Origin of the sequence: Quyinboa mangrovi (assembly GCF_042219825.1) — a bacterium.
Lineage (GTDB): Bacteria > Bacteroidota > Bacteroidia > Bacteroidales > UBA5342 > JBHJHP01.
The window spans coordinates 1-1,875 of the sequence record NZ_JBHJHQ010000032.1 but is presented as its reverse complement, the minus strand read 5'-3'; the positions used below and the strand labels follow the sequence as shown (position 1 = coordinate 1,875).

The following is a 1,875-nucleotide window of genomic DNA, read 5'->3' as shown; positions in this document are numbered from 1 at the left end:
TCTCCGCTTCAGCCGAAAGAGGGTGGAAGCCTGTTTAAAATAATCAAACAACTAATCCCGGTATTAAATACAACGTTCCCGCGGTATGGTGTCGTGGCAGTTTCTGTCCGAAAGGATAGGAACTGTCAAGACGAATGGTGCTAGCAGCGAACGTTGAATTGTTTTGTTTAAAAGTACTGCCATGCACTATGACCGCGTGTTAGGTGGCGTTTATTTTTATTTCTTATTTTCATTAACATCAGGTGGTAACCAACCATCTTTAAATCTTTGCAATAATGAGATTAATTCCTTCATATAATTAGTCTGATCGAAACTCATGCAAACTAATTTTACAGTATCATAATCAGTACGATCAGGTAAGCATGCAGCTCCATAACATTCCCAAAATCCATTGGCTAAATCAGTGTCATTATCTCCTGTTGTGGTTATGTCAATCTCTGAATAATTTTCATTGACTTCCATTTGGGTTATTAAAAGGTCCAAAGTCAAATGAATCTTACCTCCATATAATCCTTGCCCATGAAATGCTAATATCCCCCTATCTATTGAATGTCTAAGAAATTTTGTAATTGTTGAAGTCTCAGAATTATCAAAATTATTATTTGCTATTGCAAATCCGAACCAATTATTTTTAGGTAAGACATCATTATAATTTTCTCCCATTAAATCAAGATAGTACGTATCAAATCCATAATGTTTTCCTAAATAATCCAATTTCTGAGTTTTTATTTTTTGTAAATGCCACCTAACGTTCCCGCGGTATGGTGTCGTGCGGTTGACTGTCACACGAAGTGATGATAGTCAAGCCGAAAACGACGGCATACGGAATACGGTTTTGCAAATTATAATAAGAGCCGCATGCACTATGACCGCGTGTTAGGGGCAGTTATTTTATCATTAATTTGCCCGTCTGAATTATTGATTTTGAATCATTTATTTTATAAAAATATATTCCTGATGTAAAATTATTCACATTTAAGGTAATTTTTTCAGAAAATGTTTCAGTAATTAATGTTTTTCCATTTATGTTTAAGATGGTTATGTTATATTCAGAAGGAGTTGGCGAATTGATTTCGAAAGACACCTCAGATGAAACCGGGTTTGGAAAAACATTTGCTTTGGTTTTATCCATCTCGTTAATCTGAATATTTGTCCAATTTAAATAGCAATTACCATCAAAAAATACATTACTGTATTCTAAATCAGAATCTTTATATGAACATAATAGATACGATCCTGATGGCGGTGTCTCTGAATGAGATGCTAAAAAGAAACCATTATTTGGGCCTATGCCTTCAATAAAACGCAATTTTTCATAATCATATTCATCTAAATAATAATTAGTTATCAGATTTTTACGCCCCTCATTATAAAATACACTGTCTATTTGTATTTGTACGGTGTCATAGTAAGAAATTAAATCAAAATGGTCCCCTTTTTCTTTATCTAAATCCATTACAAGATATTCAGAGCCATTCCAGGATAAATACCAAATTTTTCCAGAAATTGTGTCCTCTCGTAGAAAGCCTTGAGAATAATTATCAATAAAAAGTTTTTTGTAGATTTTTTCCTCAATCGTTGTATCTCCAAAAGCAATTAATTGATCTGTAAAAATAGCATCAGGAATAGAATGTGATATATTCCACCGGGTTGAATCAGTTCCGAATATGGATCTATAATTTTGACAATATAGATTAATGTTAAAACTGATAGCTGTAATCAGAAAGAGTAATTTGTACTTTTTAGTCATGATAATTTTTTGAAGTTATTGTTTATTGAAATTGTTTTAATTGCCCCTAACGTTCCCGCGGTATGGTGTCGTGCGGTTGACTGTCCCACGAAGTGGAGACTGTCAAGCCGAAAACGACGGCATAC

2 protein-coding genes are annotated in these 1,875 nt (G+C 33.6%); both read right to left on the bottom strand.

The genetic code is table 11. The annotated features are described in order from the left end of the window. Nucleotides 1-216: 216 nt before the first annotated feature. Nucleotides 217-714 (bottom strand): hypothetical protein, encoded by a 498-nt coding sequence (locus ACE1ET_RS20390; protein ID WP_375730273.1) that lies wholly within the window; start codon nt 712-714, stop codon nt 217-219. A 172-nt stretch (nt 715-886) separates the two neighbouring features. Next, nucleotides 887-1,750, bottom strand: coding sequence for a T9SS type A sorting domain-containing protein (locus ACE1ET_RS20385; RefSeq protein ID WP_375730272.1), 864 nt, complete (start codon nt 1,748-1,750; stop codon nt 887-889). Nucleotides 1,751-1,875: the final 125 nt, after the last annotated feature.